The sequence below is a fragment of the Chlamydiales bacterium genome (assembly GCA_031292375.1).
GTDB lineage: Bacteria > Chlamydiota > Chlamydiia > Chlamydiales > VFKH01 > JARLHF01.
The window spans coordinates 1-7,187 of record JARLHF010000019.1 but is presented as its reverse complement, the minus strand read 5'-3'; the positions used below and the strand labels follow the sequence as shown (position 1 = coordinate 7,187).

The 7,187-nt window shown below is 36.2% G+C and carries 4 protein-coding genes; all 4 read right to left on the bottom strand.

Features of this window, described 5'->3' with window-relative positions; genetic code table 11:
• Nucleotides 1-141 precede the first annotated feature (141 nt).
• Nucleotides 142-1,914 (bottom strand): ATP-binding protein, encoded by a 1,773-nt coding sequence (locus P4L16_03130; GenBank protein ID MDR3624116.1) that lies wholly within the window; start codon nt 1,912-1,914, stop codon nt 142-144.
• Nucleotides 1,911-3,683, bottom strand: a complete 1,773-nt coding sequence (locus P4L16_03125; protein ID MDR3624115.1) for an adenylate/guanylate cyclase domain-containing protein — start codon at nt 3,681-3,683, stop codon at nt 1,911-1,913. Before P4L16_03125 ends, P4L16_03130 begins: the two co-directional genes overlap by 4 nt.
• Nucleotides 3,684-4,010: 327 nt before the next feature.
• Entirely contained in the window at nt 4,011-5,075 is a 1,065-nt protein-coding gene (locus P4L16_03120) for a Xaa-Pro peptidase family protein (protein MDR3624114.1), read from the bottom strand.
• Nucleotides 5,072-6,901: a DNA mismatch repair endonuclease MutL gene (gene mutL, locus P4L16_03115; protein MDR3624113.1), complete on the bottom strand. Its 1,830-nt coding sequence runs from the start codon at nt 6,899-6,901 to the stop codon at nt 5,072-5,074. The genes P4L16_03120 and mutL overlap by 4 nt, the downstream gene beginning before the upstream one ends.
• Nucleotides 6,902-7,187 lie beyond the last annotated feature (286 nt).

Genomic DNA, 7,187 nt, shown 5'->3' with positions numbered 1-7,187 from the left:
TGCTTGTTAAAATTGTCTTTTTTGACATCTTTATCGTTAAATTTTTCAACCATATGTTCACATATGCTTGAAAAATTTATCAATAAATCTACTCAAAAAATTGCAATTTTTCTAAGCAAAGCTAATTATGCAAGAAGTCTATTAAAGAGAGTGGATGTTCTCGAGCTGAGTTGGAAGTAGTACGGTAAAAAGAGAGCCTTTTGCTAAAGTAGATTCAACAGAAATTTTGCCCTTGTGCTTTTCAATAATGGTTTTTGTAATGGAAAGACCTAAGCCAGAACCACCTAGTTTTCGTGAATGCGCTTTATTGACAGTATAAAAACGATCAAAAATATGTTCTAAATCTTCTTGGGGTATGCCGATCCCATGATCTTTGATGGAAAGAGAGATGTTATCATGGTTACTCGTAATGAAAACTTCAATTTTTGCTGGAGGCGTAGAATATTTAGCTGCATTGGTAAGTAGATTCATGATAGCAAGTTCTAGAAGATCAGGATCTGCTATAAGATGTAGCTGTGCGGTATCTTCTACTTGAATGTAGATGTCAGCTGTTGCGTATACAGCAAGTACCATCTGCTTGCAATTTTCAACAAGCTCTAAAAGGTTGCACTCTTGAAGTCTTGACCTGGGAAGGTTTTCAATGTCGGCAAGAGTTAAAAGGTTTTTTACAAGTGTTTCCATGCGTTTGCAGTTACGGACGATTTTTCCTACAATATCCAAGACAAGCTCTCTTGGAAGGGAGGGATGGTCGTAGAGAGTTTCAGCAAATCCCCTGATAATGGTAATGGGGGTTTTTAGTTCGTGAGATGCATTGGCAATAAAATCTTTTCCTGCCTCTAAAACCTTGTAGTGACTTGATTTATCTTGTAAAACTAAAACAGCTCCTTTTTGTTTATACATGGGCACTGCTAAAACTTCAAGATGACGCACTTTGATGCCTTTTAAAGTAAGCATGGAGTTCAAAAGCTTTTGCTCTACTTGACATTTTTTTAAAAGACCTTTTAAAGCTTGGTATTGGGGCTCATTTAAGTATTTTTTTGTAAGGTCTTCTTTTGCGCATTCGAATAGGTCGAAGGCTACTCTATTGCTGTACATGACGTTTAAGTCATTGTCAACGGCGATAACACCCTCACCCAAGGACTCTAGGATGATTTCTTTATTGTTTCTTTCAAGTGTTAATGTATTGATATGCCCTTGTATCTTTTCAGAGAGAGAATTTAGAGTAATTGCGAGCTGTCCAAAGTCATCAGAGGGGTTTAAGGGGCCACCAAGTTCAAGAGTTGGAATATGGTCTTGCATGCCTGTTTGATAGGGTTTTACTGCTTTAATAATATGTTGGATAGGCTTTGTTAAGTGATGGATAATAATTAATGTAAATATAACAAAAAGAAGAAGAATGATGGTTCCAAGGGTTAAAAATCCAACTTCAAAGTCATTGATGAGTTCATCGAATTGTTTAAAGGGAAATGCTGTTCTTAAAATGTATGTCTCGTCATGAAAAATAAAGGACCTTGCTACATAGATCAAAGTCTGTTCCATAACGGCAGAATATTTGACATTATAACCCGTGCTTCCCTCTAGAGCCTCTTTAATTTCTGGTTGAGATAAATCATTTTTAGTGTCATTGAGGTAGGTTAGGTGTGAATCGTAGAGGATTTGTCCCTTCGAATTTAAAAGGGATACTCGAAAAAACAGCATCGATTGTTCACGGCGAAGTTCATTGATCAAGGCGCTCAAATCAGGTGTTGAGGATATCTTGGTGATGAGATCGAGAGTTCTTTGTTTAAAGGTTTTTTGTACAATAGTACTTACTGAGTGAGAAGCAAAGGGATAGAGAAAGGTTATAAAGATTAAAAACACTAAAAAATAGCTAATGATAATTTTTTTTCTAAAGGTAAGCCAGGTAAGTTTCATGAATATTTATATCCCTTAATCGCATAAGTCACTAGAGGGTTTGAAAAACCCTTATAGATGATAGCAGGAAGTTCTTCAATTACAAGAGAATCTTTGATTGTAAGAGATTCTAGAGTCTCTTTGCTTATGCGAATTTGCATAGGTTCGGCAGCAGCACACAGTCTATTTGCTAAGTTAACTGTTGCACCAAGTACAGTATAGTTTAAACGGGTGTTTGCGCCCATATTTCCGGCAATTACCTCTCCAGAATGGATGCCAATACCAATTTTAAGAGGAGGTCTATTGCCCTCTTTTCTTATTATGTTTATATCAACAAGTTTTTCCATCATTAAAATAGCTGTTTTGACCGCTTTGTCAGCAGCATTCTTTATGTCTAGTGGCACCCCGTAAAGGGCCATAATCTCATCTCCTACATATTTGTCGATTACGCCTCCTTCTTCCTCAACAATCTTAGACATTTCTGTCATGTAGTAGTTTAAGTATTTAATGATGATTTTTGGATCTGTATTTTCTGTCAGGTGAGTATAACCTCTAATATCCGAAAAAAGAATGGTAGCATGTTTCATTTCACCACCGAGTTGAACCCCATCTTTTAGGATTTCTGCTGCAATTTCTTTGGATACGACTTTATCCAGAAGACCTCTGATTTTTTCTTTAGCCTGCAATCCAGAAATCATGCGAGAAAAACTTGATGTAAGTATAGCAATTTCATCATTTGAATTTTCAATTTTTGGTAAATGAAGGTCATGATAATGACCTTCCAGGATCTCTTCAGCTGCGAGTGTAATCATAGAGATAGGTTTTGTAATTTTTTTGGATAGTATAGCAAGAACGATGAGAGCTGCTCCCAAAATTAAAACGCCCAATGCAAAGATCTGTAAAAAGAGTTTAAAGCCCGTTGTCTGCATTTGTTGGATCATTCGATCTTCAAAATAATAAAGAGATTTTATTGAGTCGGGTGATAAAATTAAAACTTGAAAGGGGGGCTTTTCAAGCTGTCCGAGTTTATAATAGTGGTATTTGGAAGTTTCTATCTGAAGCGTTCCGAAAGGTTCGTTAAAAAGAGTTGTATAAGAAATCTCTTTAAAAAAGGACTCTTTAACTATATTCCCAGAAGCGTCTATTGCAAAGAGAAAGGTTGCATCTTTTGTAAGAAAAATAGCAAGGCTTGAGGGCGTTGGAAGAATATTTAATATGCTTGGCAATAAGCTTTCCCCAAGTGTAAGAAAGATAGGTTTTTTGTCGGAGGTTTCTGTAATTTTCATTACTTTGCTAGGAAGAATATCGTGAAAAGTGTTTAGGAAAAGAAGACCTTTTGCTATGGGCGGCGCACCGTGGTCTGGTAGATTGTTATTGTAATATGTTTCTACATCAATAGATGTATTCATTTTTGTAGGAGTGCTAAAGAGAATTTTATCTGCTTGAGAAAGTTGTAAAAAGTTAATATCAGGATTTAAATCAAAAATTTTGGTGGCTTCTTTCCAAAGGGCTTTATCATCATTTTCTGGCTGGAAATTTTTAGAAGAAGCGAATTCTTTGTAGAGATAGAGAAGATTTCTTGAAAGTATTAAGTTTTGTGTGCCGAGAATATTTTCAAAATTTTTCTCTTTCATCTGACCTTCAATTTCAAGTTCGTGATGAACATGTCTTCTGAAGGAATAGATCATCGTGTTTAGATCTGTTGAGATGATGTATTTGGGAATCAGGCAAGAGAGAATCGTTGCAAGAAGAAGCAAAGATCCAATCCAGATGAATAATTTTGTTCGCAAGCTCATGGCCTACAGTTTATTTATCTTTACTAACTTTGTCAATCTGAATCAAAATGGCTGAATTTATGAAAATTCAGCCATAAAAATATTCATAGGCTAAAAGACTTATTGATCTTCTTATTTTGTTGGCCTTCCAAATAGGGAGCCATAATTTTTTCTGGCGTACTTATGATCAAAAAGAATTAGATTGGGTTGAAGAAAGGGATGGGGAGTTATTTGGTTATGAATTTAAATGGCAAAAAGCAGAGATCAAAGCACCCAAACTTTGGCTTGAAACCTATCCTCAAGCAAACTTTGAGTGCATCCATAAAGGTAATTATCTAAAGTTTATTTCATAACGAATATATCAGTATCGCGTTTTGTAAGGTCTTCGTAAGAATCCTCTTTTATAAGGACACTATTTTCAATACGTATTCCTCCAATGCCATCCAGATAAATTCCAGGCTCTATGGTGATGGCCATATCTTCTTCAAGGCAGCGAGTGTTTGATGCGTCTTTAAGGAAAGGTAGCTCATGCACCTCTAAGCCAATTCCATGTCCAATTCCGTGCCTAATAGAGTCTTTAAAGCCGTGATTTGTGATGACTTCTGTAGCTTTTGCATTTAAAGAGGAGATAAGAGCACCCTTTTTGCAAAGAGAGAGAGCTTCTTGTTGCGCTTCAAGAACTACAAAATAGGCTTTTTGTAATAGTGGATCTGGAGTTCCAAAAAAAATTGTTCTTGTCATATCAGAGGCATAGCACTCTAAAGTGACACCTATGTCTATTAGGACAATATCACCTTTTTTTAAAGTAGTAGTAGATGCTTTGTAGTGCGGCATAGAGCTATTTTTACCAAAGGCAATGATGGGCTCAAAGGAAAGAGCATCCGCCCCTTGTTCCTTCCAAAAGATCTCTAGGGACGTTGCAACTTGTTTTTCCGAAATACCCTCTTTGAGAAGGGTAAGAACAAAGTCATATCCTTTGGAGCAGAGAAGGCCTGCATTTCTTAATTTAGTTTTTTCTTCTGAATCTTTGATAGACCTCAATGCTTTGACAGGACTTATTTCAGAGGGCTGTAAATTTTTAGTGGAAAATTGTTGTTTTAAAGATAGGTAAGAAGCGTAAGAAGTTGCTTCTGCATCAAAAGTAAGGGTTAATATATCCTTGGAAACGAAGTCGAGAATATTTTGCTCACTTAAAAGAGCACTTTGAATAGAAGAATGTATTTTTACGCGTTCTAAATAGCGTAAATCTACAAATAAGCAAGAATTGTTTTGAGAGATTAAAAGGCGCCCTGTAGATAAGTGCAGGCCTGTAAGATAATATAAATCTATGGGATTATCTACGATAAAAAGCTCTATATTATGTTTTAAGAGGTATTTCTGAAGATTTTCGATGCGTTGTTTTGTCATAGAGATAGCCTTTTGTTAATGAAAGATTTTTCTAGATAAAAAAAGATTGGTTTTCCCGAAGGACAGCAAGAAGGCAGTGAAGATTGGAAAAGAGCTGTAACGAGTGCTTCTGCTTCAGGGAGGGATAAGGTCTTCATGCTTTTCATGGAGGCATTAGAAAGAAGAAGTAATAGATCTTCATGATTTTTTTCTCTCTTTCCATTCAACGCATCTTGTATATCATTTAAAAAGTTATGAAGAAGAGAAGAGATATCTTGCTTGGATAAGGTCTCTGGAAGGGAATCTACAACGAAAGTATTATTGCCAAAGTAGCGAATGCCAATTCCTAATTTACTTAGGTCTTCAAGATGTGTTTCTAAAATAATGGACTCTGTATGCGTAAATTCAAAATGCATGGGTATTAAAAGCTCTTGAATATGTAAGGAGTTATTTTGCTTATTTTGAGTTATGCATAGTGAATCATATAACACACGTTTGTGGGCAGTTTTTTGATCGATAAACAATAGCCCCTCGAGAGGGTATTTGTTTGGAGAAATAAGAGATGCATGTTTTTCTTCTAATAAAGAAGCATCTAGAACAATATAAGGAGGCCAAAGAGCAAGTAGGGTAAGCTTTTGTTTTTCAAGTAGAAAGCTTGATTCTTCTTTGATGGTAGGTTTTAAGGCCTGGAAAGAAAAAGTTTGGTGGGCTGCTGGCGGGTGAGAAATTGTATTTTTTATAAAGTAAGAGCCGGACTCTTCTTGAAAGGAGAAAGGTTTTGAAAGAAAAGAACATTCATTATCTTCCCAAGGTAGAGTTGCAAGAGTTGGTTTAGCACGCGTATGTAGGGATTGTTCTACGCCTGCAGCAATCTGTTTTCTTAATAGAGCCTCTTTACGAATGCGGATCTCTTTTTTTTGCGGGTGTACATTTACATCGATAAGGTCTGTAGGTATGTTTAAATGTAGTACATAATTGGGATAGCGCCTTGGAGATAATAGTGTTCCATAGCCATCAAGTATTGCAAGAGAAATAAGAGGGCAGAGAATAGGGCGTTTGTTGACAAAAAGATACTGGCCACTTCGATTGAGACGTGTGTTATTGGGAGTTGAAATAAAGCCTTCAAGATGAATTTCGTTTGTTTGAAGAGAAAGTCTTTGCATCTCTTGAAAATAGTCATTTCCAAGTGTATTGACGATGCGCTCTTGTAGTTCATCTAAAAATAGGCTGGAAGAAACTGCAGAAGTTTTTAGCAATAGTTTTTGGTTGCAAATGAGTTGAAATGAAATCTTTGGATTTGCAAGAGCAAGAGAACTTACAGTTTTGTGAATTTCTGCATTATCTCTCTCTATGGATTTTTGGAATTTTCTTCTGGCAGGAGTGTTAAAAAATAGCGATTTAATTTCGATTGTGGTTCCAAATGATGCAGGAGCTAAGTTTTGTTGTAATATTTTGCCGCCTTCTATGATGATTAAAAAACCATCTCCGGTGGAGTTTTGCTCTTTAGTAAGAATTTTCATTTTGGATACAGATGCTATAGAGGCAAGTGCTTCTCCTCGAAACCCCATGGTGAGCGCGGAGTTTAAGTCATTGCTAGATCGTATTTTAGAAGTAGCATGTCGCTCTATTGAAAGAAGGGCATCGTCAGGACCCATTCCTATGCCATCATCAATGATGCGGATGAGTTGTCTGCCGCCTACAAGAATTTCTATTGAAATATTTTTTGCGGAAGCATCGAGAGCATTTTCTACAAGCTCCTTGACAACAGAAGCTGGATGTTCAATGACTTCTCCTGCTGCAATTTGATTGATGGTATGTTCATCTAGAACACGGATGATAGAGGGCATTGTTTTTGTTTGATGATTATTTTATGAAGGCGACTATAGCAAACATTTTGTTTCTTCGCCATTTTTATTGGAGTAAATAATGTTTATGCTGTACGCTTTTTTACATTTCTAATTTTAAGAAACAGTTAAGATTCTATTGCTCTTTTTTTAACGCCAGCTCGATTTTCAACTATCTGCTAATCAATAACTTGAATAGTTAAAACACGGAGACGCGGAGACACGGAGACTTATAATTTATCATTTATGATGCGTTCTACACCGTTTTTTACTTGTTTATTGCCAAAAT